General features: G+C 72.7%; 17 protein-coding genes and 1 rRNA gene. 3 read left to right on the top strand and 15 right to left on the bottom strand.

Annotation, left to right across the window (positions count from 1 at the left end; all coding sequences use genetic code 11):
• Nucleotides 1-2 precede the first annotated feature (2 nt).
• The 8 genes from V1634_RS29050 to V1634_RS29015 form a co-directional block, all read right to left on the bottom strand.
• Nucleotides 3-518, bottom strand: coding sequence for a GNAT family N-acetyltransferase (locus V1634_RS29050; protein ID WP_331210916.1), 516 nt, complete (start codon nt 516-518; stop codon nt 3-5).
• A 119-nt stretch (nt 519-637) separates the two neighbouring features.
• Nucleotides 638-2,122 carry a GTPase ObgE gene (gene obgE / locus V1634_RS29045; RefSeq protein WP_331210915.1) on the bottom strand — a complete coding sequence of 495 codons (1,485 nt, stop codon included), beginning with the start codon at nt 2,120-2,122 and terminating at the stop codon, nt 638-640.
• A 155-nt stretch (nt 2,123-2,277) separates the two neighbouring features.
• Nucleotides 2,278-2,535, bottom strand: coding sequence for a 50S ribosomal protein L27 (rpmA, locus tag V1634_RS29040; RefSeq protein WP_101367567.1), 258 nt, complete (start codon nt 2,533-2,535; stop codon nt 2,278-2,280).
• A 29-nt stretch (nt 2,536-2,564) separates the two neighbouring features.
• Nucleotides 2,565-2,879: a 50S ribosomal protein L21 gene (rplU, locus tag V1634_RS29035; RefSeq protein ID WP_101367568.1), complete on the bottom strand. Its 315-nt coding sequence runs from the start codon at nt 2,877-2,879 to the stop codon at nt 2,565-2,567.
• A gap of 229 nt (nt 2,880-3,108) precedes the next feature.
• Complete coding sequence (locus V1634_RS29030; RefSeq protein ID WP_331210914.1) at nt 3,109-3,642, bottom strand: hypothetical protein; 534 nt, start codon at nt 3,640-3,642, stop codon at nt 3,109-3,111.
• 230 nt (nt 3,643-3,872) lie between these two features.
• Nucleotides 3,873-6,956: an Rne/Rng family ribonuclease gene (locus tag V1634_RS29025; protein WP_331210913.1), complete on the bottom strand. Its 3,084-nt coding sequence runs from the start codon at nt 6,954-6,956 to the stop codon at nt 3,873-3,875.
• Nucleotides 6,957-7,065: 109 nt separating this feature from the next.
• The gene (locus tag V1634_RS29020; protein ID WP_331210956.1) at nt 7,066-7,812 is read right to left on the bottom strand and encodes a TIGR03936 family radical SAM-associated protein; all 747 of its coding nucleotides are present in this window, start codon (nt 7,810-7,812) and stop codon (nt 7,066-7,068) included.
• Between the two features lie 136 nt (nt 7,813-7,948).
• The gene (locus V1634_RS29015) at nt 7,949-9,937 is read right to left on the bottom strand and encodes a TIGR03960 family B12-binding radical SAM protein (protein ID WP_331210912.1); all 1,989 of its coding nucleotides are present in this window, start codon (nt 9,935-9,937) and stop codon (nt 7,949-7,951) included.
• 234 nt (nt 9,938-10,171) lie between these two features.
• On the opposite strand from V1634_RS29015, the gene V1634_RS29010 reads away from it, so the two are divergent.
• Complete coding sequence (locus V1634_RS29010; protein ID WP_331210911.1) at nt 10,172-12,193, top strand: hypothetical protein; 2,022 nt, start codon at nt 10,172-10,174, stop codon at nt 12,191-12,193.
• A 33-nt stretch (nt 12,194-12,226) separates the two neighbouring features.
• On the opposite strand, the gene V1634_RS29005 is transcribed toward V1634_RS29010, so the two are convergent.
• The 3 genes from V1634_RS29005 to ndk all read right to left on the bottom strand — a co-directional run bounded on the left by V1634_RS29005 (nt 12,227) and on the right by ndk (nt 17,003).
• Complete coding sequence (locus V1634_RS29005) at nt 12,227-12,913, bottom strand: lysophospholipid acyltransferase family protein (RefSeq protein WP_331210910.1); 687 nt, start codon at nt 12,911-12,913, stop codon at nt 12,227-12,229.
• Nucleotides 12,914-13,041: 128 nt separating this feature from the next.
• Nucleotides 13,042-16,215, bottom strand: coding sequence for an isoleucine--tRNA ligase (ileS, locus tag V1634_RS29000; protein ID WP_331210909.1), 3,174 nt, complete (start codon nt 16,213-16,215; stop codon nt 13,042-13,044).
• Nucleotides 16,216-16,577: 362 nt separating this feature from the next.
• Nucleotides 16,578-17,003 (bottom strand): nucleoside-diphosphate kinase, encoded by a 426-nt coding sequence (ndk, locus tag V1634_RS28995; RefSeq protein ID WP_331210908.1) that lies wholly within the window; start codon nt 17,001-17,003, stop codon nt 16,578-16,580.
• A 217-nt stretch (nt 17,004-17,220) separates the two neighbouring features.
• Between ndk and V1634_RS28990 the strand changes: the two genes are divergently transcribed.
• Nucleotides 17,221-18,930, top strand: coding sequence for a VOC family protein (locus V1634_RS28990; protein ID WP_331210907.1), 1,710 nt, complete (start codon nt 17,221-17,223; stop codon nt 18,928-18,930).
• Between the two features lie 30 nt (nt 18,931-18,960).
• Here the strand turns inward: V1634_RS28990 and V1634_RS28985 are convergent, their stop codons facing one another.
• From V1634_RS28985 to V1634_RS28975, 3 genes are all read right to left on the bottom strand, one after another.
• Nucleotides 18,961-19,413 carry a DUF4233 domain-containing protein gene (locus V1634_RS28985; protein ID WP_331210906.1) on the bottom strand — a complete coding sequence of 151 codons (453 nt, stop codon included), beginning with the start codon at nt 19,411-19,413 and terminating at the stop codon, nt 18,961-18,963.
• A complete protein-coding gene (locus V1634_RS28980; protein WP_331210955.1) occupies nt 19,410-20,681 on the bottom strand; it encodes a bifunctional folylpolyglutamate synthase/dihydrofolate synthase in 1,272 nt (423 codons plus the stop codon). Before V1634_RS28980 ends, V1634_RS28985 begins: the two co-directional genes overlap by 4 nt.
• Nucleotides 20,682-20,946: 265 nt before the next feature.
• Nucleotides 20,947-23,589: a valine--tRNA ligase gene (locus tag V1634_RS28975; RefSeq protein ID WP_331210905.1), complete on the bottom strand. Its 2,643-nt coding sequence runs from the start codon at nt 23,587-23,589 to the stop codon at nt 20,947-20,949.
• A gap of 68 nt (nt 23,590-23,657) precedes the next feature.
• Between V1634_RS28975 and V1634_RS28970 the strand changes: the two genes are divergently transcribed.
• Complete coding sequence (locus tag V1634_RS28970) at nt 23,658-24,407, top strand: hypothetical protein (protein ID WP_331210904.1); 750 nt, start codon at nt 23,658-23,660, stop codon at nt 24,405-24,407.
• Between the two features lie 248 nt (nt 24,408-24,655).
• Here V1634_RS28970 and rrf read toward each other — a convergent pair.
• Nucleotides 24,656-24,772 (bottom strand): 5S ribosomal RNA (gene rrf / locus V1634_RS28965).
• Between the last annotated feature and the right edge of the window lie 30 nt (nt 24,773-24,802).

Raw genomic sequence — 24,802 nt, 5'->3', positions numbered from 1 at the left:
GGCTACTTCAGGGAGACTGTGGCCCCGGCCCGTCCGGGCTGCCACTCTTTCCCCGAAGTAGCGGGCTGCCGCACGTGCTCTGGCAGGCGCTTCTCGAAGCAGACGCTGTAGGGGTTGGTGACGTATTCGCCGTAGGTGGGGATCTCCACGTAACCGGAGGAGAGGTAGAGCTGGATGGCGCCGGGGAGGTAGCTGCCGGTCTCCAGCCGCAGTACGGTCTGCCCGGCCCGCAGGGCGAGTTCCTCCAGGGCGCCGAGCATCTGCCGGGCCAGGCCCTGACCCCGGTGGGCCGGCCGCACGTACATCCGCTTGACCTCGGCGGTCTCCCGGTCCAGCGTCTGGATCGCCCCGCAGGCCACCGCCCGGCCGGCGATCACGCCCACCAGGTAGCGGGCGTCGTCGTGCGGCATGAACACCTGCCCGTCCAGACCGCCGTCGGCTTCCCGAAGCTCACGCTGCTGCGCCACCACCAGGGCGGCCAGCTCGGGATCCGACGACGCACGCGACTCGATCAGCACACCGTCGACGCTAGCCACCAGGCGTTTCGGCGAGGTTTCGGCCAAGTGGACCCGATACGCCGACGCAGCGAACTAATCCACGCCCACCGCAGCGAACTGGTCCGCGTCGGCGCAGCGAACTAGTCCGCGTCCGGCGCCGTGTCGTCGCCGGGCCGGTCGACGGTATCGTCCGGGGTCGGGTCCGGGGTCGCCGCCTCCGGCGCTCGCTGCCGGCGGGCCTTGCGGGCGGCGAGCCGCTCGGCGGCGGTCGGCCGGGTCACCTTCTCGGCCAGCCGGCTGTCGGTGCCCCGCGCACTCGGCACGTACTCGGCACCGGCGTAGAGCGTCGGCTGCCAGTCGAACTCCCGCTCCCCGATCCGGACCAGGCTGCCCGGTTCCGCACCTGCCTTGGCGAGTTGCTCCTCGACGCCGAGCCGGGCCAGCCGATCGGCCAGGTAGCCGACCGCCTCCTCGTTGTCGAAGTTCGTCTGCTTGACCCAGCGCTCCGGCCGCTGCCCGCGTACCACGTACGCGCCGTCCGACGCCGTCTCGATCGTGAAGCCGGCGTCGTCGACCGCGACCGGCCGGATCACGATCCGGGTCGGCTCCAGGTCGGGCGCCACCGCCCGGGACTGCTCGACCAGCTCCGCCAGCGCGAAGGTCAGCTCGCGCAGCCCCTCCCGGGTCACCGCCGAGACCTCGAAGACCCGCAGGCCACGGGCCTCGATGTCGGGCCGGACGATCTCGGCGAGATCCCGCCCGTCCGGTACGTCGATCTTGTTGAGTACGACCAGCCGGGGCCGGTCGGCCAACCCGCCGTACTCGGACAGCTCGGCCTCGATGGCGTCGATGTCGGCCAGCGGGTCGCGCCCCGGATCCATGGTGGCCGCGTCCACCACGTGCACCAGGACCGCGCACCGCTCGATGTGCCGGAGGAACTCCAGGCCGAGCCCCTTGCCGGTGGCCGCTCCGGGAATCAGCCCCGGCACGTCGGCGACGGTGAAGGTGTGCTCGTCCACCCGGACCACGCCGAGGTTCGGCACCAGCGTGGTGAACGGGTAGTCGGCGATCTTCGGCTTGGCCGCCGAGAGCACCGAGATCAGCGAGGACTTGCCGGCCGACGGGAAGCCCACCAGGCCGACGTCGGCCACGCTCTTGAGTTCGAGTACGACGTCGAGCCGGTCCCCGGGCTCGCCCAGCTCGGCGAAACCGGGCGCCTTGCGCCGGGCGTTGGCCAGCGACGCGTTGCCCCGACCGCCCCGACCGCCCCGGGCCACCTCGAAGGTGGTGCCGGTGCCGACCAGGTCGGCCAGTACGGTGCCGTCCATGGCGTGCACGACCGTGCCGTCCGGCACCTTGAGCACCAGGTCGTGCCCGTTCGCACCGTCCCGGTTGGAGCCGGCGCCGCCCTTGCCGTTCTCGGCCTTGACGTGGGGCCGGAAGTGGAAGTCGAGCAGGGTGTGCACCTGGGGGTCGACCACCAGGGTCACGCTGCCGCCATGTCCGCCGTTGCCGCCGTCCGGCCCGCCGAACGGCTTGAACTTCTCCCGGTGGATCGAGACGCAACCGTGCCCGCCGTCACCGGCCTGCAGGTGCAGTACGACCCGGTCAACGAACGTCGTCACGCTGCAATCCTTTCATCGGCGCCCACCGGGGGCGCGGTATACGGCACAGGTCGGCCACCCGGCCGAACGGCCGGGCATGGTCGGCCGGTGCCCGAGAAACGGCGGAGCGGGCCCGGACACCAGGTCCGCGGCCCGCTCCGCCGGAAAAACTGACGTTACCGCTCGGACGGCACGATGCTGACGACCTTGCGGCCGCGCTTGGTGCCGAACTGGACCGCACCGGCGGCCAGCGCGAAGAGCGTGTCGTCGCCGCCGCGACCGACCAGGTCACCGGGGTGGAACTTGGTGCCCCGCTGCCGAATCAGGATCTCGCCGGCGCTGACGACCTGCCCACCGAACCGCTTGACGCCGAGTCGCTGCGCCGCGGAGTCGCGACCGTTCCGCGAGCTGGACGCACCCTTTTTGTGAGCCATCTGAGGACGACCTGTCTTTCCGCTGGGGCTTACTTGCCGTTGGAGATGCCGGTCACCTTGACCTGGGTCAGCGGCTGGCGGTGACCCTGGCGCTTGTGGTAGCCGGTCTTGTTCTTGAACTTGTGGATCCGGATCTTCGGACCCTTGGTGTGTGCGGCGATCTCGCCGGACACCGCGACCTTGGCCAGCTGCGCGGCGTCGGTCACCAGGTTGTCCCCGTCGACGAGGAGGACGGCGGCGAGCTTGATCGCGTCGCCGGGCTGGCCGACCAGCTTCTCGACCTCGATCACGTCGCCCTCGGCGACCTTGTACTGCTTGCCGCCGGTCTTGACGATCGCGTACATCGGACGCGGACTCCCTGTCGTTGAGGCTGCGGGTGGTTGTTCGCGACGGCCCGCTCGACCGCACTGGGGTGCGGGGCGGGGCACGCGAGAACGTGGCGCGTAATCAGCGCCGCAGGTTAGCGTACGCCATGACGGGCCGCTCACCCAAACCGGGCCCGTCCCCCGGACCGCTCGGCGCGCCCGGTGACCAGGGTCGCCGCTCTCCTCGGCGCTGCCGGGCCGGTCGGGATCAGCTCGGGCAGAGCGCGTCCAGCCGCTGCTGCAACTGCTGGAGCTTGTTCTCGTCGACCGACTCGACGCTGGCCTTCATCGCGCCGACCTCGGTGGCGATCTCGGCCAGTACCGCCTTGAGCCGCTCGTCGGTGGCCCGGGCGGACTGCTCCCGCATCGCGGCACCCCAGGTCTGCAACGCCGCCTCCGCCTTGCGCTGGGCCGCCTGCGCCCCGGCGGTGTCGCCGCTCCCCGCCGCCTGGAGCGACTTGCCCAGCTCGGAGACGAAGGTCTGCACGGAGGAGGTGGCGGCCTTGGTGGCCGCCGCGCAGACCTCCTTGCCGTTGCCGCCGGCCGGGCTGGTCTCCACCGGCGGTGCCCCGGCCGGACCGCCCGGGCTGGCACCCGGCGCCGCGGTCGCCGACGACGACGGCACGCCGGCCGACGGGGCGCCGGAGGGGCCGGGCCCGGCGACACCGTCCCGCTCGCCCGAGCAGCCGGCCGCCGCGAACAGCGCGGTGGCGATAGCGGCGGTCACCAGCAGGCGTCGCATGGTCTTCTCCTGTCGGGGGTGCGGCTGGTCCCGAGCGGGGCGGTGCCGACGGTGGTCGGGCGCCCGGCCGAGGATTCGCGAGGGAGTGCCCAGCCTAGCCACCAGCGGGGGGGGGGGGGGGGCGCGGGGGCGCCCCCCCCCCCCCGGGCCGGGGGGGGGGGGGGGGGGGGGGGCCCCCCGCCCCCCGCGGGCGGGGGGGGGTCCAAGGGGCCCCCCCCCCCGGCGCCGGGTCAGGGGCGGGTGCGGCGGCGGGTACCACCACGCCGGGCCCGGCGACGACCGCCGCCGACCTCCGCACCCTCGGCCTCACCGTCCAGGTCACCGGTGTCCTCGATCCCGTCCGGGTCACCGGCACCGGCCAGGCGCATCGACTCGGCCGGTGTGGCCTCGACGACGTCGCCGGCCTCGGGACTCTCCGCCTCGTAGCGGGACAGGTCGTACCCCATGGTGTCCTCGTACTCCGAGACCTCGACGACGACCCGCTCCGGCGCGGCCGCCTTGCGGCCCCGGCGCCGACCGCTGCCGGCCGGTGCCTCCGAGGTCGTCGCCGCGGCGGCCGGTGCCGAGGTACCGGTGGCCGAGGCGACCGCTTTCACCTTGTCCCCCGCGCCCGGGCGGGACTTCTCCGGCACCGGCTCGGTGTGGATGATCACGCCGCGGCCCTTGCAGCAGTCGCAGGTCTCGCTGAACGCCTCCAGCAGCCCGGCACCGATCCGCTTCCGGGTCATCTGGACCAGGCCGAGCGAGGTGATCTCGGTCACCTGGTGCTTGGTCCGGTCCCGGCCCAGGCACTCGGTGAGCCGGCGCAGCACCAGGTCCCGGTTCGACTCCAGCACCATGTCGATGAAGTCGATCACGACGATGCCGCCCAGGTCACGGAGGCGGAGCTGCCGGACGATCTCCTCGGCCGCCTCCAGATTGTTCCGGGTGACCGTCTCCTCCAGGTTGCCGCCGGCACCGGTGTACTTGCCGGTGTTGACGTCGATCACCGTCATCGCCTCGGTACGGTCGATCACCAGGTGGCCGCCGGAGGGCAGGAAGACCTTCCGGTCCAGCCCCTTGAGGATCTGCTCGTCGATCCGCCGCTCGGCGAAGACGTCCGCCGTACCGGTGTGCCGGCGCAGCCGGGGCACCAGGTCGGGCGAGACGTGCGAGAGGTACGACTCGACCATGTCGTACGACTCGTCGCCCTGCACGACCAGCTCGCGGAAGTCCTCGTTGAACAGGTCCCGGACCACCCGGATCACCAGGTCGGGCTCCTCGTAGAGCAGCACCGGGGCGCCACCCTCGGCCGCCTTCGCCTGGATGTCCTCCCACTGCGCCTGGAGCCGCTTCACGTCCCGGGCCAGCTCGTCCTCGCTGGCGCCCTCGGCGGCGGTCCGGACGATCACGCCGGCACCGTCCGGGACCAGCTTCTTCAGGATGTCCCGCAGCCGCTTGCGCTCGGTGTCGGGCAGCTTGCGGCTGATCCCCGAGGCGTTGCCGTGCGGCACGTAGACGAGGTGCCGTCCGGAGAGCGCGATGTGGCTGGTCAGCCGGGCGCCCTTGTGCCCGATCGGGTCCTTGGTGACCTGCACCAGCACCGAGTCGCCGGAGCGCAGCGCCTGCTCGATCGAGCGGGCCCGCCCCTCCAGGCCGGTGGTGTCCCAGTTGACCTCGCCGGCGTAGAGCACCGCGTTGCGGCCGCGCCCGACGTCGACGAAGGCCGCCTCCATGCTGGGCAGCACGTTCTGCACCTTGCCGAGGTAGACGTTGCCGGCCATCGTGCCGGCGGAGGCGCGGGTGACGTAGTGCTCGACCAGCACCCCGTCCTCCAGTACGGCGATCTGGGTCCGGTCGCCGCGCTGGCGTACCGCCATCACCCGGTCGACCGCCTCCCGGCGGGCCAGGAACTCCGACTCGCTCAGGATCGGCGGCCGGGTACGCCGCTGCTCGCGACCGTCCCGGCGGCGCTGGCGCTTGGCCTCCAGCCGGGTCGAGCCGGAGACGCCCTGCACCTCGTCCACGGTCCTGCGGGGCTCGCGGATCTTGATAACCGTGTGTACGCCGTCGTCCGCCGCACCGTCGGTCTCCCCGGCGCCCTTGCGGCGGCGCCGGCGGCGACGCCGGGTCACCCCGTCGCCGGCCTCGCCGTCCTCGTCCTCGTCGTCGGCGCCCTCCTCGGCCTGGGCCGCCGGCTCGTCGCCCTCCTCGGAGTCCTCGACGTCGTCGGCACCGCCCTTGCCCCGGCCCCGACCCCGGCGGCCGCGTCGCCGCCGACGCCGGGCCGCCGCGCTCTCCTCGTCCTCGTCGGCCTCGACGTCGGAGTCGGTGACGTCCACCGCCTCCTCGTCGGCCACCGCCTCGGCCTCGGCCTCCACCTCGGCCTCCGGCACGGTCGGCTCGGCAGCACGCCGGCCACGGCGACGCCGCCGGGTGCCCTCGACGGGCTCGACCGGCTCACCCTCGGCCTCGACCTCGACCTCGGTCGGCCGGGTCGCGGCGGTCGGCTCGACCGCCGCACCGACCCGGACCGGCGGGGTCTCCGGCTCCGGAGCCATGAACAGCACGGTGGGGGCGGAGAGCGCCGCGCGGCGCCGACGCCCACGGGGCGTCTCCTCGGCCACCTCGGCCTCGACCTCGGTCGGACCGCCGGCCGCCGGCAGGCCGGCCCCGCCGGTCGGTTCGGCGGCAGCCGGGGCGCCGACGTCGGACCCGGTCACCGGGACCTCGCCGGCCGTCGCCGGTGCGCTCTCGACGGCCTGCGCCGGGGCGGCGGCCGCCTCGGTCGGTTCGGCCGGCGGCGCCGCCTTCTTCCGGCGGGTACGCGTCACCTTCACCGGCGGTACGGCTTCGGTCGCGGTCGCGTCGTCGGCACCGGCGGCGGAGGTACCCGGGTCAGCGGCCGCGGCCGACTCCCCGGCCGGAAGACCGGTGTCGTCCTTCTTCTCCGCCGTGGTGGCCTTGCGGCGCCGACGGGTCGCTTTCGGGGCGGGTTCGATGTCAGCGGCCACCGGGGCCAGCACCTCGGCGTCGGGCGCCTCTCCGCTGGTGCTCCGGGCCGTACTGGGCGCCTCGGCCGGTACGCCGGTCGGCGCCGGCTCACTGGACGGGCTGGACGTGCGGCGCCGGGTGGTACGCCGACGGGCGGGCGCCTCGGCACCGCCGCTCTCCGGGCCGCCGCTCTCCGGGCCGGCGCTCCCGGCGCCTGTGTTCCCGGTGTCTCCCGTGCTACCGGTGTCGCCGGTGCCACCGGTGTTGCCGCTTGCGGTGGAGGCGTCGACGGCCGGCTCTGCGCCGGTCCGGTCTCCGCCCTCTGGCTCGTTCTCGAGCATGGACGTTCTCCAGTTCTGGCTTCCCCGGGCGCGGGTGAGCGCTGCCACGCAGGGTTGCCGCAAAGTATTTCCGGTGACGCGTCAAGGTGACCGGGTCGCCGAAGTCTGCCTACCTGACCGCCGGCCGGGCTTCCGGCTGGCGTTCGCCGATGGCGGTCCCGTCGCGATCCGCCTCCAACGGATCGACGATCTCCCCCTGCGCGGTCAGCGTGCCCTGTGCCAGCCGGGTCGCCCTCGGCGGCACCGGCGGCTCCAGGTCGGCCACCACGCGGAGGCCGGAAAGGACGTCATCGGGCCGTACGGACGGGGTGACCTGCCGTACGACCACTTCGAGTATCGCACACGGTACGCCCGCGACCCCGGAAGGTGCCTCGGTCCTCTCGATCACATCGATGGCCGTCACAGCGGCGCGGGTGTCGAAGACGCGTCGTCCCTGCTTGGTCATCCGCTCGACCAGCACCTCGGAGGCGGCCAGAAATGTCGACACGGCGGCACGAAGGACATCCGGCGCGACACCGGGCAGTTCGATGCGCCAGCGGGAGGCGTCGATCCGGTCGGCGAGGCTGCCGGCACCGGCCACCACCGCGTCCAGTACGTCGAGTCCGGGCGAGAGCACCGCGTCCAGGGCGGCCCGCAGCTCGGCCGGATCCACCGACCGCTGGAGCCCGATCTCCAGGTACTCCGCCTCGCTGGCCACCCCGGTCGGGGCCGCGCTGGCGTAGGAGATCTTCGGATGCGGGGTGAAGCCCTGCGAGAACGCCACCGGTACGCCGGCCCGGCGCAACGCGCGCTCGAAGGCCCGGGCGAAGTCCCGGTGCGAGGTGAACCGCAGCGGACCGCGTTTGGCGTACCTGATTCGGATCCGCTGTACGACCGGCGCCTGGCCGCCCTCCGGCTGTGGTTTTCTGCTGATCGTGCCGCTCCTCGGATACGGGTGGTCGGGGTGCGCCCGTGCCCCGCGGAGCCGACTGCTCCGCAGGGAACGGTCCAGGTCAGTGTCCGGCGCCGGCCGGCAGCCGCAGGCCGGTGTTGACCGGCGTCAGCGGCAGCAGTTTCTTGCCGGTCGGGCCGATCTGGATCTCGGTGTCCATGGACGGGCAGACGCCGCAGTCGAAGCACGGGGTCCACCGGCAGTCGTCCTGCTCGTACTCGGTGAGGGCGTCCTGCCAGTCCTGCCAGAGCCAGTCCTTGTCCAGGCCGGAGTCAAGGTGGTCCCAGGGCAGCACCTCGGTCTGCTCCCGCTCCCGGACGGTGTACCAGTCGAGGTCCACCCCGAAGGTCGGCAGCACCTCGGCGGCGGCGTCGACCCAGCGCCGGTAGGAGAAGTGCTCGCTCCAGCCGTCGAACCGGCCGCCGTTCTCCCAGACCCGCCTGATCACCGCACCGACCCGGCGGTCACCCCGGCTGAGCAGCCCCTCGATCAGCGACGGCTCGCCGTCGTGATAGCGGTAACCGATCGCCCGGCCGAGCGACCGGTCGGAGTTGATCGCCTGCTTGAGCAGCCTGAGCCGGTTGTCGATCACCTCGGGGCGCTCCATCGGGGCCCACTGGAACGGGGTGTGCGGCTTGGGGACGAACCCGCCGATCGACACGGTGCAGCGGATGTCCTTGGAGCCGGTGGCCGCGCGGCCGGCCTTGATCACCTCGTGCGCGAGCCGGGCGATCTGGAGTACGTCGGCGTCCTCCTCCGTCGGCAGTCCGCACATGAAGTAGAGCTTCACCTGCCGCCACCCGTTGGTGTAGGCGGTGACCACGGTGCGGATGAGATCCTCCTCCGACACCATCTTGTTGATCACCTTGCGGATCCGCTCCGAGCCGCCCTCGGGGGCGAAGGTCAGGCCGGTACGCCGGCCGTTGCGGGACAGCTCCTGGGCCAGCTCGATGTTGAAGGCGTCGACCCGGGTCGAGGGCAGCGAGAGCGAGACGTTGGTGCCCTCGTACTGCTGGGCGAGGCCGGAGCACATGTCGCCGATCTCGGAGTGGTCGGCCGACGAGAGCGACAGCAGCCCCACCTCGTGGAAGCCGGAGTATTCCAGACCGTCCCGCACCATCTGGCCGACCGTGGTGATCGAGCGTTCCCGTACCGGACGGGTGATCATGCCGGCCTGGCAGAACCGGCAGCCCCGGGTGCAACCCCGGAAGATCTCCACCGCGTACCGCTCGTGCACGGTCTCGGCGAGCGGCACGATCGGCTTCTTCGGGTACGGCCAGGCGTCCAGGTCCATCGTCGTGCGCTTGTGTACCCGGAACGGCACGTCCGCCCGGTTCGGCACGACCCGCTGGATCCGGCCGTCGGGCAGGTAGTCGACGTCGTAGAAGCGCGGCACGTAGACGCTCTCGGTCCGGGCCAGCCGGAGCAGCAGCTCGTCCCGCCCGCCGGGGCTGCCCTCCTCCTTCCAGGCCCGGACGATCTCGGTGATCTCCAGTACGGCTTCCTCGCCGTCACCGAGCACCGCCGCGTCGATGAAGTCCGCGATCGGCTCCGGGTTGAACGCGGCGTGCCCGCCGGCCACGATCACCGGGTGGTCGTCGGTGCGGTCGGCGGAGAGCAGCGGGATCCCGGCCAGGTCGATCGCGGTGAGCAGGTTGGTGTAGCCCAGCTCGGTGGCGAAGGAGATCCCGAAGAGGTCGAAGGCGCCGACCGGCCGGTGAGCCTCGACGGTGAACTGCGGCACGCCGTGCGTCCGCATCAGCCGCTCCAGGTCGGGCCAGACCGCGTACGTCCGCTCGGCCAGCACGTCCGGCAGCTCGTTGAGCACCTCGTAGAGGATCTGCACGCCCTGGTTCGGCAGACCCACCTCGTACGCGTCCGGATACATCAGCGCCCAACGGACGACCGCCGACTCCCACTCCTTCACCACCGCGCCCAGCTCGCCACCGACGTACTGGATCGGCTTGCTGACCTGGGGCAGCAGTTGCTCGAGCTGCGGCCAGACCGTCATCGCCGCTGACCTTTCCGCGGCAGACGACGCGGCGCTCATGGAACCTCCCGAAACAATCCGCTGGAACACCAACCATTCAGGGTACGCGCCGACCCGGCACCGCGGCGCGGTAGTCCCCACGCTTCTCCCGCCGCGGTGTTTCTGCCCGGACGTGCCACCCACGCCTGCTCGCCGGGATTCCCCGCCGTCTGAGACGCTCGTACGATCCGGCGTCGAACGACCGATTGGTCGGGCGGTACTAACCTCGGACGGGCGCGAGAGGAGATCCGCACAATGCCCCAGCCCCAGCCGGAGGAGACCGTACCGGCGTGCCGAGCCACGCCGGCCGGACCGCCCCCGGCCGACGGATCGGCGACCATGGCGTCCGGCGACCAGCACGCTCCGGCCGGTGACCAGCAGGACGATCGAGCCGGCGACGAGCGGAACGGCCGAGCCGCCGAGCGGCAGGAGGGTCCAGCCGCTGACCGGCACGGTCGGATCGGTGACCCGGACGACACGGCCGTGGACGACACGGCCGTGGACGACACGGCCGTGGACGACACGGCGGTGGACGACACGGCGGTGGACGACACGGCCGTGGACGACACGGCGGTGGACAACACGACGGTGGACGACACGGCCGTCGACAAGACGGCGGCGGACGACACGGCCGGACCGGACGGTTCCGCCGACGGGTCCGCCGACGCCGAACTCGGCCAACCCACCCGGCCGACGACGCGGTCACCCGACCCCACGGCCTCCGTTTCCGCCCCCACCACCGCCGCACCCGCCGGGCCCGACGGGCCGGTGCCGCCCTCGACCGGCGCCGACGAGAAGTCCCCAACAGGAGGTCCGCTCCCGGCCGCCACCGAACGTCCACCGGGCGAGGAACCGCACTCCGCCCCCACCGGACGCCAGGTGGTCGAAGACTCACCCTCCGCGGTCGACGGACCGCCGTCTCCGGCCGATGACGCGCCGTCCGCGTCCACGGCCGCCACCGGCCCAGACCCGACCACCGGTGGCCCCGAGCCGGCCGAAGCCGGTACCCGGGTGGTGTCACCGCCGGAGGACGACGAACCGGCTCCTACCCGGGTCGCGGCGCCGCGTTGGACCGGCTCGGCAGCCGTACCACCGCCCCGGCCCCGCAGGCGTCGCTGGTTCCGGGGCGACGCCGACAAGGCCGACGACGGCGCGGCGGCGGCGCCGACCGCGCGGACCCGGCCGCCCGATCCCACCCTGCGGATGCCGGCCGTCGAGGCGGACGAGGACGAGATCCCCACCCCGGTCGACCCCTGGGCCGGTGCCGCCGACGATCCGTGGGACGCGCACCCGCCGTACCCGCCGGTCGCCGGCCACCCGCCGACAGCGAGTCATCCACCGGTCGGCTACGACGCGCCGGTCAGCCCACCCCCGGCCCGGCAGTTGCCGGTGACCCGGCGTTTTCCCGCGCCGACCAGCCCACCGCCGCCCCCGCCGCGCACCAGCCCCGCACCGCGCACGACACCAGCGCCACGCACACCACCACCGCACAGCGCGCCGCCACCACCGCCACCGCCACCGCCGGCTCGGGCCGCCCGGCCGCCGGCCGCGCCCGCACCACGGAAGCAGCCACCGCCGCCGCCGGTCGCCCCGCCCCGGCCGGTGAAACAGCGGCGCCGGTCGGAGGCACCACCGGTCCGCAAGGCGCCGCCCGCACCCATTCCGCCGGTACGCCGACGGCGCCGCTGGCCCCGGGTGATGTTCACGCTGACCCTGCTCAGCATCGCCTGCTGCTGCGGCATTCCGGCGTACTACGCCAAGCCGGTCTGGGACCAGTACCCGGCGTCGCCGAAGGATCCGCTGCCCAGCGAGGTACTGGACCTGCGGCTGCTGGACAACGCGTCCGGCCGGCAGACCGCCGAGCGGTTGAAGCAGGAGGTCCAGGGGCGGAAATGGTTCAACGGCGGTGAGGCGTTCGCCGGGGTGTACCGGGACTCGAACGGCAAGCGGGTGGTCATCTTCGGCAGCACCGGCTTCCGGCTCAGCCCGGAGTCGGCGGTGCAGGAAGAGGTCACCCGGCTCCAGGACGAGTACGGGGTCGCCTCGGTCGAGTCGGTGCCGACCGGCGTACGCGGCGAGTACCGCAGGTGCGGCACGGGCCGGGCCGACGGTGACGAGGTGGTGGTCTGCACCTGGGCGGACCACGGCAGCCTGGCCACCGCGCTCTTCACCCGACTGTCGATAGCGGACAGCTCCGAGCTGCTGACGACGCTGCGGGAGAGCATCATCGTGCGGGACCCGGTCGGCTCCGGCGACGGCGGTCCCAGCACGGGCTGAGCCGGCGGATGGGGAGCGGCGGCGACCGGAGGTCTACGAGCCGCCGTTCTCCGCCGCGTTGCGGGCCGGCGCGTACCGGGGCACGTACTCCTGCCCGGTCAGCTTCTGGATCTCCGTCATGATCTCGTCGGTGATCTGTCGCAGCGAGGTACGGTCCGACGGGCGGCCGACGAACTCCATCGGCTTGCCGAACCGGACGGTCACCTTTCCGGTGCCCAACCGGGGCAGTCGGGCCCCGATCGGCTGGACCCGTTCGGTGCCGATCATCCCGACCGGGATCACCGGCACCTCGGCGGCGAGGGCCAGCCGAGCCACCCCGGTACGCCCCCGGTAGAGCCGGCCGTCCGGCGACCGGGTGCCCTCCGGATAGATCGCCACCAGGTCACCGGCGCGCAGCACCGGGATCGCCCCGTCGAACGCCGAGAGTGCGGCTCGGCCGCCGGCCCGTTCCACCCGGATCGCGCCGAGCCCGCTGATCACCGACCGGGTGATCCAGCCGCGCAGCCCGGTGCCGGTGAAATACTCGGCCTTGGCCCAGAAGGCGAGGTGCCGGGGCACCACCGAGCCGAGGAACAGCTCGTCGGCGACCGAGAGGTGGTTACCCGCGAAGATCGCGCCGCCGGTCGCGGGGACGTTCTCCAGGCCCTCCACGGTCGGACGCCAGGCAACCCGCATCGCGGTGCCGACGGTGTACTGGCCGATGGTGTAGAGCAGCGGCACGGGACCTCCGGCGGTTGAGGTAGTGGGGCGCTGTCACGTTAACCGACGCCCGACCGGTCCGCGTAGGTGACCGTCTCGATCACCCACCCGGACCGGTCGGACAGCACCGCCGACGACCTGCGGAGTGCTCAGCGGCGGCGTACCGCCACCGTCACCCGGTCGCCCTCGCCGACCTCACCGGCGAAGCTGTGGCCCCGGTCGGCGAGGGCGGCGGGGTCGGCCTGGTCGGCAAGGCCGATCGAGTCGGCCAGCACCTCCCGGGCCACGAAGTCCCGGTACGCCTCGACCGCCGCGGCCACCTCCGCCGGCGCGGCGAGCAGCACCTCGATCCGGTCCGACACGTCCAGCCCGGCGTCCCGGCGGGCCTGCTGCACCACCCGTACGACGTCCCGGGCCAGGCCCTCGGCGGCGAGTTCCGGGGTGACGGTGGTGTCCAGCACCACCACGCCCTCCCCGCCGGGCAGCGGGGCCGAGTGCTCGGCGTCGGCGGGCACCAGCTTCAGCTCGTACTCGCCCGGCTCCAGCCGCACCCCGGCCGCCTCCGGTACCCCGTCCACCAGCGTCCAGTCGCCGGCCTTGACCGCCCTGATCACGGTCTGCACCTGCTTGCCGACCCGGGGGCCGAGCGCCCGGGGCACCACCGTGAGCACCTGCTCGCAGTAGCTGGCCAGCTCGTCGCTGAAGGTGACCGCCTTGACATTCACCTCGTCGGCGACCAGGTCGGCGAAGGGTCGCAGGGCGGCCGCGGCCGGGCTGGCCACGGTCAGCGACGACAGCGGCAGCCGGACCCGCAGCCCCTTCGCCTTGCGCAGCGACAGCGCCGCCGAGGCGACCGCCCGGGTGGCGTCCATCGCGGCGACCAGCTCGTGGTCGGCCGGGAACTCGGCGGCCTCCGGCCAGTCGGTCAGGTGCACCGACCGCTCCCCGGTCAGCCCGCGCCAGACCTCCTCGGCGGTCAGCGGGGCCAGCGGGGCCAGCACCCGGCTGACCGTCTCCAGCACCGTGTAGAGGGTGTCGAAGGCGTCCCGGTCACCCGACCAGAACCGGTCCCGGGACCGCCGGACGTACCAGTTGGTCAGCGCGTCGAGGAAGGAGCGGACCGTGCCGCAGGCGCCGGAGATGTCGTAGACGTCGAGCTGCCCCTGCACCGCCTCGACCAGCTCCCGGGTCTTGGCCAGCACGTAGCGGTCGAGCAGGTGAGTCGAGTCGGTACGCCGGACCGCCTCGTACCCCTCCGCGTTCGCGTAGAGCGAGAAGAAGTACCAGACGTTCCAGTACGGCAGCAGCACCTGGCGTACCGAGTCCCGGATCGTCGTCTCGCTGACCACCACGTCGCCGCCGCGCAGCACCGGCGAGGACATCAGCGTCCAGCGCATCGCGTCCGAGCCGTAGCTGTCGAACATCTCGTAGACGTCCGGATAGTTGCGCAGGCTCTTGGACATCTTGCGCCCGTCCGAGCCGAGCACGATGCCGTGCACCACGGCGTTGCGGAACGCCGGCCGGTCGAAGAGGGCGGTCGCCAGCACGTGCATGGTGTAGAACCAGCCGCGCACCTGCGGGACGTACTCGACGATGAAGTCACCCGGATAGTGGTGCTCGAACCACTCCCGGTTCTCGAACGGGTAGTGCACCTGGGCGAACGGCATCGAGCCGGACTCGAACCAGCAGTCCAGCACCTCCGGCACCCGGCGCATGGTGGAGCGCCCGGTCGGGTCGTCCGGGTTGGGCCGGGTCAGCTCGTCGATGCCGGGCCGGTGCAGGTCGGTGACCTTCACCCCGAAGTCGGCCTCCAGCTCGGCGAGCGAGCCGTAGACGTCGACCCGGGGGTACTGCGGGTCGTCCGACTTCCAGACCGGGATCGGCGAGCCCCAGAACCGGTTCCGGCTGATCGACCAGTCCCGGGCGTTCGCCAGCCACTTGCCGAACGAACCGTCCCGGACGTGTCCCGGAGTCCAGCTGATCTGCTGGTTCAGCTCCAGCATCCGGTCCTTGACCTTGGTGACGGCCACGAACCAGGAGGAGACCGCCTTGTAGACCAGCGGGGTGTCGCAGCGCCAGCAGTGCGGGTAGGCGTGCGTGTAGGTGTCCTGCCGGAGCACCACCCCGCGCTCCTTCAGCTCGCGGATCACCGACTTGTTCACGTCGAAGACCTGCTCGCCCTGGTACGGCGGGACCAGCGCGGTGAACCGGGTGTGGTCGTCCACGGTCACCACGGTCGGGATGCCGGCCGCGTTGCACGCCTTCTGGTCGTCCTCGCCGAAGGCCGGGGCCAGGTGCACCACCCCGGTGCCGTCCTCGGTGGTGACGAACTCGGCGCCGAGCACCTGGTAGGCGTTCGGCCCGCCCTGCTCCACGAGAAAGTCGTAGAGCGGGGTGTAGCGGCGGCCGACCAGGTCCCGGCCGTGCACCGTGCCGACCTGGGTGTAGCCGTCCAGCTCCTTCGCGTACGCCCCGAGCCGGGCCGCGCCGACGACGTAACGCTGGCCGTCCCGCTCCAGTACCGCGTACTCGATCTCCGGGCCGACCGCGAGCGCCAGGTTGGACGGCAGGGTCCACGGCGTGGTGGTCCAGACCCCGACCCGGACCGGCCCGCGCAGCGGCTCCGGGGCGGACTCGTCCGGGGTCAGCTCGAACCAGACGGTCAGGGTCGGGTCGTGCCGGTCCCGGTAGACGTCGTCCATCCGGGTCTCGGTGTTCGACAGCGGGGTCTCGCAGCGCCAGCAGTACGCCAGCACGCTGAACCCCTCGTAGACCAGCCCCTTGTCGTGGAGCTGGCGGAACGCCCACATGACGCTCTCCATGTAGCTGAGGTCGAGCGTCTTGTAGTCGTTGCCGAAGTCGACCCACCGGGCCTGCCGGTTGACGTACCGCTCCCAGTCCCGGGTGTAGGCCAGCACCGAGGTCCGGCAGGCGTCGTTGAACCGCCCGACGCCGAGGTCGAGGATCTCCGCCTTGGTGGTGATCCCGAGCTGCTTCTCCGCCTCCACCTCGGCCGGCAGGCCGTGGCAGTCCCAGCCGAAGCGCCGCTCCACCCGCCGGCCCCGCATCGTCTGGTATCTCGGCACCAGGTCCTTGACGTAGCCGGTCAGCAGGTGACCGTAGTGCGGCAGGCCGTTGGCGAACGGCGGGCCGTCGTAGAAGACGTATTCGTTGGCGCCGTTCGGGCCGGGGTCGCGGCCCTCGACGCTGGCCTCGAAGGTCTTGTCGGCCACCCAGTGGTCGAGCACGCGCTGCTCCACCGCCGGCAGCTCCGGACTGGCCGGCACGCCCGTGCCGGCGGGGGCGTTCTTCGGGTACGCCATCGCGGGTCGCTCTCCTCGTCGCAGCTCACTGTCCGTGGTCTGCGAGGACGAGCCCTGGTACGCCGGAGACCGGCGCGGCCGTGGGCCCGCGGTACCACCCCGCTTGGCGGTCGGCGATCGACCACCCGCTCGTTGGCCGGCTGTGACGGGCCGGTCCCGTCCGGTTCTACTGGGGTGTTTCCACCTGTTCTTCCGGAGGCTCGCCGGTGATGGCCGGGTCGACGCCTGTGCCCGTCAACGATACTCGACCGCCGCTGCGGCCCCCACCCGATATCCCCGGCCGGGCGCCGGGCAGGGCGGTACCGGCAAGGAGGTCACCGCGATGGCCCGGCGGACCGCGATCGAGGTCGCCACGGCGGCGCTCAGGTCAACTCGGGGAACCAGAGCGCGATCTCCCGGCGGGCGGTCTCGACCGAGTCGGCCGCGTGCACCAGGTTCTCCCGGGACGAGCAGGCCAGGTCGCCACGGATCGTGCCGGGAACCGCCCGCCGCCCGTCGGTCGCGCCGACCAGGCCACGGACCATCCCGACCGCGCCGGAGCCGGAGAGCACCAGCGCGACCAGCGGTCCGGAGGTGATGAACTCCCGCAGCGCTGGATAGAACGGCTGTGCGATGTGCTCCGCGTAGTGCAGCTCGGCGAGCCGGTCGTCCATCCGGCGCAGCGCCATGGCGTCGATGCCGAGACCCTTGCGCTCGAACCGGCCGAGAATCTCGCTGACCAGCCGGCGCCGTACCGCGTCAGGCTTGATCAACACGAACGTACGCTCGGCGGAACCGCTGCTGACCACGGAGACCCCTCGGTACGGCCGGAGAGCTGGGCACCGTCAGCGTATGTCGGCCGCCGAGCAGTCCCGACGCCGGAGGGTCGACGGCGTACGGGCCGGTCGGCGCGTACCGGCCAGCGCACGACCCGACTGATCCGGTGGCGGGGGCCGCATACCGGCCCCGGGTCGTTCCATTCCCGCCAGATCCGGCCTAGCCTGGCCTTAACCAGGGAGGTCCACTGTGGCAGATGGTCGACGCCGCCAGGTCGCGCCGGTGCGCAAGCTGGTCGCCGCTGTGCTGGGCACCTTCGCCACCTTCGTCATCCTGTTCGGCTTCGGGATGCGTAGTTGGGCGATCGCCGTACTCGGGGTGGCGCTGCTCGCCCTGGCCATCGCGCTCGTCGTGGTCACCGCCGTACGCAGCGGTCCCCGGGCCTGGGTGACCGGCATCGGACACGTACACAGCGTCACCGAGCCGCCCGCCTCGTCGACCTTCGGCCGCTGCGAACTCCAGATCGTGATCGACGCGCCGGGGGTGCCGGGCCGGTCGGTGCGGATCCGCGATCCCCGGGTACCGGTGTCGAAGTGGCCGGACCCCGGCGCCACCCTGCCGATCATGGTGGCGATCGACGACCAGCGGCACGTCCGGATCCTCTGGGACGAGGTGTTGACCCACGCCGAGGCGGCCGCCGGCGGCGACCTGCCGCCGGAGTTCCACGACTTCGACCCGGTCGACGACGACATTCTGATCGGGCAGGAGGCGCCGCCGTGGGCGCGGGGTGGCCGGGACGACCCGTACACCGCCGCACCACCGGACGGTCCGCCGGTCGACGACCCCCTGACCGAGGACGATCTCGCCCCGCTCCGGAACGACCTGGAGCCGCTCCGGGACGACCGGGCCACGCCCCGCGAGGAGCCGGTGGTGATGCGGCAGACCCCCGGCGGGACCATCGTGCTGGAGGGGACCCTGGTCGACCCGCCCTCCACCGCGCCACTGCCCCGCCGTTCCCGGCCGGGTCCGGGTCCGGGCGGCCGGAACCGCCGGCCCCGCCCCAGCCCGACCCCGGCCGCTGCCGGACCGGTCCCCGACGCGCCACCGGCGCCGCACCCGACCGAGCCCGACGTCCCGCCGACGCAGGCCGGTGGCGGTGACACACCCGGCGACGACACCGGGCGGCCCGGGCCGTCCCCGATCCCGGAGGCCCGCTCCGGTGGCGACCCGGCGACCGCTGCGGCACCGGCCGATCCGGACCGGGAAGCGCCGGCCCCGACGACCCCGGAAGCCGCCGCGGCCGATGCCGCCCGGTCCGGCGCCGCCGCGCACGGCTCCGGCCCCCGCTCCGCCGGCCCGGCCGACATCGCGTACGACGAGATCGACATCCCGCTGGACGACCCTGCCCCGGCCCCCGGCCGCGCCTCGGCGTCTGACCCGGACCGCGAGTCGACCCAAGAGTCGGACCTCGACCCGCGAGCCGGCGCGGTGCCGTCCGACGCCCCGGCGGCCGACTCGGACGACGAGGCGATCCTGGCCGACCTGATCGCCACCCAGCCGCCGGCCCGGCTCGGCGGGTCCGGGCCGATCGCCGGGGTCGGGATCACCCTGCTGGTCACCGACCTCGAGCGGTCGATCGCGTTCTACCGGGACCTGCTCGGCTTCTTCGAGATCGACGGAGGCGAGGGCAACGCCATCCTCGCCTCCGGCGCGACCCGGCTGGTGCTGCGGGCGATCCGCGAGGTGGCGCCGATCAACCGGCGACTGGTCCACCTCAACCTGGAGGTGAACGACGTGACCGCGGTCTACGAGGAACTCCTCGGCAAGGGCGTGAAGTTCACCTACGCGCCACGGGCGGTCAACCGGGGCGCCAAACTCGAACTCTGGGCCGCCGCGTTCCGGGATCCGGACGGGCACGGGATCGCGCTCACCCAGTGGCGGAGCCGAGCCACCGGCTGAGCGGTGCGTGGTACGCCAGCCGCGGCCGGGTCAACCGAGAATGACCCGCCGGACGTGCAGGACGTACGCCCAGACGGCGGCGAAGATCAGCCCCAGCGCGCCGAGCGACCAGTGCAGGAAGCCGGCGAGCAGCAGCAGCCCCTGAAGTACGGTGGCGGCGTTCCAGGCCCATGGCCGGCGCAGGCAGCCCGCCAGGACGACCGCCAGCACCGCGAGCCCGACGACCACCCCGACGGCGCTGCCGCTCAGGTCGCCGCCGAGCAGTCGGATCGGCTGGATCGCGAGCAGCAGCACCAGCGTCTCGACGCTCAGCGTCAGGGCGCCGAGGCCGCGTACCGCCCGACCCGGGTCTCGCAGCCCGGAGGGCCGGCGACCGGGGCCACCCGTCGAGCTGCCGCCGTCGACGCGGCCGGGCGGCTGCCCGGACCCGGCCTCCCCGGCCGCCGGTCCGGCCCGGTCGGCCGCCTCGTCCGGGGCACTCATCGCTTCAGCAGCCGTCGCGCGTCGGCAACGGTCACCACCGAGCCGGTGACCAGCACACCCACCCCGCTCAGTTCCCCCTGCACGTCGGATTCGGCCAGCGCCACGGCGGCCTCGATCGCGTCCGGCAGTTCCTCGGCCACCTCGACCCGGTCCGGCCCGAAGACCTCCTCGGCCAGTTCGCCGAGTGCCGCCGCCGGCATCGCCCGCGGCGAGCTGTTCCGGGTCACCACGATCGCGTCGACCACCGGTTCGAGCAGTTCGAGCAGGCTCGCGGCGTCCTTGTCCTCCAGTACGCCGACCAGTGCGATCAGCCGGCTGAACGCGAACTCCTCCTGGAGCGCGGTGACGGTGGCCGCCATGCCGTGCGGGTTGTGCGCCCCGTCGAGCAGGATCGTCGGGGCGGACCGGACCCGCTCCAGCCGGCCGGGTGAGTCGGCGGTGGCGAAGCCCTGCCGGACGGTCTCGACGTCGAGCTGGCGGGACGCGCCCGCGCCGAGGAACGCCTCGACGGCGGCGAGCGCGATCGCGGCGTTCTGCGCCTGGTGCGCCCCGTGCAGGGGTACGAAGACGTTGTCGTAGACCCCGCCGAGGCCCTGCAACGACAGCACCTGGCCGCCGACCGCCACGCTCCGGCGCAGTACGCCGAACTCGCCGCCCTCCCGGGCGATGGTGGCGCCCACCTCGGCACAGCGTTCCAGGATCGGCCCGGCGGCCTCCTCCGGCTGGACCGCCGAGATCACCGTCGCGCCCTTGTGGATGATTCCCGACTTGTGCAGCGCGATGTCCGCGATGGTGTCGCCGAGCCACTCGGTGTGGTCGAGCCCGATCGGGGTGATGACGGCGATCCCGGCGCCGAGCACGTTGGTGGAGTCCTCCGCCCCGCCGAGACCCACCTCGACCACCGCCACGTCGACCGGGGCGTCGGCGAAGGTGGCGAAGGCGAGCGCCGTGGTCATGTCGAAGTACGTCAGCGGCTCGTCGGCGCGCTCGTCGACCAGCCGGGCCAGCGGTGCCACCTCGCGGTAGACCGAGACGAAACGGTCCTCGCTGATCGGCTCGCCGTCCAGGCTGATCCGCTCCCGGACGGTTTCCAGGTGTGGGCTGGTGTACCGGCCGGTGTGCAGCCCGAACGCCCGGAGCAGCGAGTCGATCATCCGGGCCGTCGACGTCTTGCCGTTGGTCCCGGTCAGGTGGATCGCCGGGTACGCCCGCTGCGGGCTGCCGAGCACGTCGAGCAGTTCCTCGATCCGCCCCAGGTCGAAGACCATCCGGGTGTAACCGCGATCGGCCAGTTCCGCCTCGACCTGCGCGAACTCGGCCGCCCGCTCCGCACGCTCACTCACCGCGTCTCTCGCCCCCGCACCGTACGCCCCCCACCCGTTCCGCCAGACCGCCACACTCTCGACCACCAGGCCGTCGACCGGCCTGTACTCGACCGCCGCGCCCTGGCCACCACACTCCGCCGTCCCGCATCCGCAAGTCCTCGGTCCGCACCCGACTACCGGTCACCCGACTTCCAGTCACCCCCACCGGTCAGCCGAGTGCCGCAAGGGCGGTGGCGACCCGCTGCAGGTCCGCCTCGGCCGCCGCCAGCCGGTCCCTGATCTTGTCGACCACCGGTGCGGGTGCCTTGGCGAGGAAGGCCGGGTTGTCGAGCTTCGCCCGGGCCTGGCTGATCTCCTTCTCCGCTGCGGCGCGGTCCTTGGTCAGCCGGGCCCGCTCGGCGGCGACGTCGATCGAACCCCGGGTGTCCAGGGCGACCGTCACCGCGCCGGAGACGGCAAGCGTGGCGCTGGCCCGGAAGTCCGGCGCCGGCTCGTCCAGCCGGACGAGCGAGCGGATCAGCGGCTCGTGCGCGGCGATGCCGGCCCCGCTGAGCCCGTCGAGCCGGGCCGCCACCCGCTGCGCCGGCCGCAGCCCCTGGTCGGAACGGAACCGGCGGATCTCGGTGACCACCCGTTGGAGTTCGGTCACCTCGCGCTCCGCCGCCTCGTCGCGCAGCGCCGGCACCGCCACCGGCCAGGCGGCGGTCATCACCGACGCACCGGCCGGGTCCGCACCCGCGTTCTCGGTACCGGCCAGCGCGGTCCAGAGCTCGTCGGTGACGAAGGGCACCACCGGGTGCAGCAGCCGCAGCAGTTGGTCGAGCACGTGTCCGAGCACCCGGCGGGTGACCTCGGCCGGCTCGCCACCGGCGGCCAGCACCGGTTTGGCCAGCTCGACGTACCAGTCGCAGACGTCGTCCCAGGCGAAGTGGTAGAGCACGTCGCAGACCTTGGCGAACTCGTACGCCTCGAACTGCTCGTCCACCTCGGCGGTGACCTGCTGCAACCGGGAGAGGATCCAGCGGTCCACGGTCGAGAGCCGGGCCGGCTCCGGCAGTTCCCCGGCCACGTGCGCGCCGTTCATCAGGGCGAACCGGGTGGCGTTCCAGAGCTTGTTGCAGAAGTTGCGGGAGCCCTGGCACCACTCGTCGCTGACCGGCACGTCCTGACCGGGGTTGGCGCCCCGGGCCAGGGTGAACCGGGTGGCGTCGGCGCCGTACCGCTCGATCCAGTCCAGCGGGTCGACCACGTTGCCGAAGGACTTCGACATCTTCTTGCCGTACTGGTCACGCACCATGCCGTGCAGCGCGATCACGTCGAACGGCTGCCGGCCGTCCATCGCGTAGAGGCCGAACATCATCATCCGGGCGACCCAGAAGAAGAGGATGTCGTAGCCGGTCACCAGCACGCTGGTCGGATAGAACTTCGCCAGGTCGGGCGTGGCCTCCGGCCAGCCGAGCGTGGAGAACGGCCACAGCGCGCTGGAGAACCAGGTGTCGAGCACGTCGAGGTCCTGGTGCCAGCCCTCTCCGGTCGGCGGCTCCTCGTCCGGGCCGACGCAGCGCACCTCGCCGTCCGGGCCGTACCAGACCGGGATCCGGTGCCCCCACCAGAGCTGCCGGGAGATGCACCAGTCGTGCATGTTGTCGACCCAGGCGAAGTACCGCTTTGCCATGTCGGCAGGCTCGATCTTGACCCGGCCGTCCCGCACCGCGTCGCCGGCCGCCCGGGCCAGCGGTCCGGTGTTGACGAACCACTGCAACGACAGCCGGGGCTCCACCGTCGTACGGCACCGCGAGCAGTGCCCCACCGCGTGCACGTACGGCCGCTTCTCCGCCACGATCCGGCCCTGCTCGCGCAGCGCGGCGACGATCGCCGGCCGGGCCTCGAACCGGTCGAGTCCCTCGAACGGGCCGGGCGCGGTGATGACGCCCCGCTCGTCCATCACGGTCAGGGACGGCAGGTCGTGCCGCTGGCCGATCTCGAAGTCGTTCGGGTCGTGCGCCGGGGTTACCTTGACCATGCCGGTGCCGAAGCTCGGGTCGACGTGCTCGTCACCGACGATCGGGATCCGCCGGCCGGTCAGCGGCAGCTCGACCTCGGTGCCGATCAGGTGCTTGTAGCGCTCGTCGTCCGGGTGGACGGCGACGGCGGTGTCCCCGAGCATCGTCTCGGCCCGGGTGGTGGCGACCACCACCTCGTCGCTGTACCGGATCGAGACGAGTTCACCGTCGTCGTCGGTGTGCTCCACCTCGATGTCCGACAGGGCGGTCAGGCAGCGCGGGCACCAGTTGATGATCCGCTCCGCGCGGTAGATCAGGCCGTCGTCGTACAGCTTCTTGAAGATCGTCTGTACCGCCCGGGAGAGCCCCTCGTCCATGGTGAAGCGCTCGCGGTCCCAGTCGACGGAGTCGCCGAGCCGGCGCATCTGGCCGAGGATCTTGCCGCCCGACTCGGCCTTCCACTGCCAGACCCGCTCGACGAACTTCTCCCGGCCGAGGTCGTGCCGGGACAGCCCTTCACCGGCGAGCTGGCGCTCGACGAGGTTCTGGGTCGCGATGCCGGCGTGGTCCATCCCGGGCAGCCAGAGCGCCTCGTAGCCCTGCATCCGGCGGCGCCGGGTGAGCGCGTCCATCAGGGTGTGCTCGAAGGCGTGGCCCATGTGCAGCGAGCCGGTGACGTTCGGCGGCGGGATGACGATGGTGAACGGGGGCTTGTCGCTGTCGGCCGAGGCCCGGAAACGCCCGGCCGCTACCCACTCCTCGTAGCGCCGACCTTCTACCTCGCCCGGCTGGTACTGGGCGGAAAGGGTCGGGGCCGCGGTGCGGTTCGCATCCAGAGTCTCGGTCACCCTCGAAGTCTACGAGCCTGGGCGCCGGGCCCGTCGTGCGCCACCTCCCGTCGCGTACGGTGGCGGCTATGTCCGATGCCCCCCGCTCCGAACGCCGTGCCACGGCCGATTCCGGTGCCATCGAGATCACGTCGGAGCCGATCGTGCTGCACCAGCGGACCGGCCGGGAGACCGAGGCGATCGACGTCACTCCGGCGATCGACGTCACTCCGGCGGTCGACGGCGAGGCTCGTGCCGCCGGAGCGGCCGGCAAGCCGTCGTCACGCCGCCGGAAGGTCGTCCTCGGCTCGGTGCTCGCGGTCACCGTCGCCGGAGCCGCCGTCTTCGGCACCGTGGGCTGGCGCATCATGCAGCAGAAGGACGCCACCCTCGCCACCCCGGTGGAGGTCGCCGGTCTCACCCGGGACGAGAGCGAGGGCGCCCGGGCGACGATCGAGTACCTCAGGACCGCCGTCAACGCCGAAATCAACTTCGCCGAGAGCTTCGGTGCGGTGTACGCCGACCCGGCGGGCCCGGACCGCAGCGTCCTGCTCTTCGGCGGTACGACCCTGGTCTGGCAGCCCGAGCGTGATCTGGACCGCCTCTTCGACCTGGCCTCGGAGGAGGAGAGCGAGGTCGCCGGCGTGCGGGAGGTGGACGCAGGTCCGCTCGGCGGGGTGATGAAGTGCGGCACCGCTCCGATCCGGGACGGCCAGCTCGTCTTCTGCGGCTGGGCCGATCACGGCAGCATCGCGATGGGCATGTTCGCCGGCCGGCCGCTGGACGAGTCCGCCACGCTGCTCAGGGAGATCCGAAGCGCCGTACAGAGCCGGGACTGATCCGGCAAGCAGCCGGGGCGGATCGGCATCAGCCGGAGTGCACTCCCGCGCGCGGCGATTGCTTCGGCGGCGGTGAGTTTGGGTGGCTGACCGGTAACGGTGTCGGTCGGGGTCGTGGGAAAGCGGTCCCCCTTCCCCCGGGTCGAGACGGGTCGGGTGGAAACACGAGTGGCGGGGCGCGGGGGGGGGGGGGGGGTCAAACCCGGGGGGCCCCCCCCGTGGCGGGGGGCCCCCACTTCGTAGAAGATGTCCGGCGGCGTCTTACTCTCCCACACCCTCCCGAGTGCAGTACCATCAGCGCTGGAAGGCTTAGCTTCCGGGTTCGGAATGTAACCGGGCGTTTCCCCTCCGCCATAACCGCCGTAACCCTATCAACAACACAAACAACAACCCCC

It is taken from the genome of Plantactinospora veratri (assembly GCF_036421995.1).
GTDB classification, from domain to species: Bacteria; Actinomycetota; Actinomycetes; order Mycobacteriales; family Micromonosporaceae; genus Plantactinospora; species Plantactinospora veratri.
This window is presented reverse-complemented; position numbering and strand designations above follow the sequence as displayed.

What these genes read in the sequence shown, in the direction of transcription:
- rpmA (WP_101367567.1), bottom strand. Translation starts at nt 2,535, where the DNA reads ATGGCTCACAAAAAGGGTGCGTCCAGCTCGCGGAACGGTCGCGACTCC.
- rplU (WP_101367568.1), bottom strand. Translation starts at nt 2,879, where the DNA reads ATGTACGCGATCGTCAAGACCGGCGGCAAGCAGTACAAGGTCGCCGAG.
- V1634_RS29030 (WP_331210914.1), bottom strand. Translation starts at nt 3,642, where the DNA reads ATGCGACGCCTGCTGGTGACCGCCGCTATCGCCACCGCGCTGTTCGCG.
- V1634_RS29025 (WP_331210913.1), bottom strand. Translation starts at nt 6,956, where the DNA reads ATGCTCGAGAACGAGCCAGAGGGCGGAGACCGGACCGGCGCAGAGCCG.
- V1634_RS29015 (WP_331210912.1), bottom strand. Translation starts at nt 9,937, where the DNA reads ATGAGCGCCGCGTCGTCTGCCGCGGAAAGGTCAGCGGCGATGACGGTC.
- V1634_RS29010 (WP_331210911.1), top strand. Translation starts at nt 10,172, where the DNA reads ATGCCCCAGCCCCAGCCGGAGGAGACCGTACCGGCGTGCCGAGCCACG.
- ileS (WP_331210909.1), bottom strand. Translation starts at nt 16,215, where the DNA reads ATGGCGTACCCGAAGAACGCCCCCGCCGGCACGGGCGTGCCGGCCAGT.
- V1634_RS28985 (WP_331210906.1), bottom strand. Translation starts at nt 19,413, where the DNA reads ATGAGTGCCCCGGACGAGGCGGCCGACCGGGCCGGACCGGCGGCCGGG.
- V1634_RS28980 (WP_331210955.1), bottom strand. Translation starts at nt 20,681, where the DNA reads ATGGTCTTCGACCTGGGGCGGATCGAGGAACTGCTCGACGTGCTCGGC.
- V1634_RS28970 (WP_331210904.1), top strand. Translation starts at nt 23,658, where the DNA reads ATGTCCGATGCCCCCCGCTCCGAACGCCGTGCCACGGCCGATTCCGGT.